Origin of the sequence: Pseudoalteromonas sp. S558 (assembly GCF_005886635.1) — a bacterium.
Lineage (GTDB): Bacteria > Pseudomonadota > Gammaproteobacteria > Enterobacterales > Alteromonadaceae > Pseudoalteromonas > Pseudoalteromonas aliena.
On the sequence record NZ_PNDU01000643.1, the window covers coordinates 1 to 465 of the forward strand.

Consider the following 465-nt stretch of genomic DNA (forward strand, 5'->3'; position numbering starts at 1 on the left):
AAGTCAACTTGTGACGCTTGAGAAATAATATGTTGGAACATATTAACGGGCTTTCCCCAACTCGCGCAGGCCATTGGTAATACACTTGCTCTTGTTCTTTTAGCCTTAAACTAACGCGAGTAAAGCTATTAATTGCTGCAAATTGCGCAAAGAAATGATCGAGGATAGAGGCAAAGAAAAACATGCCACTACCTGAAAAGTCATCAATGGCGAAGGTAATTTCAATTTCACTTCCCGTTGCAAAGCTTACTCGCCCTTTTTGCACAACACGAGCCGTTGAGGGTTCTACAACCACACGGTAAATATTATCAATAAGGCCTTTTGTTTGCGGAGATGCTCTAAAGTCATAAAGGCGTAGCACTTCTATAAGCTTATTACATCCATCATCTCCACTAAACGCGGCGAGAGTTAAAAGAATAACTAATTGCAAACGAGTTGCATCGGCTAATATCGGTCTAACTGCAT

1 protein-coding gene is annotated in these 465 nt (G+C 41.1%); it reads right to left on the reverse strand.

All coding sequences use genetic code 11. From position 1 onward, the window contains the following. Positions 1 to 465, reverse strand: a 465-nt coding sequence (locus CWB66_RS21770) for a type VI secretion system baseplate subunit TssF (protein ID WP_171037570.1), incomplete at both ends; no start/stop codon positions are given.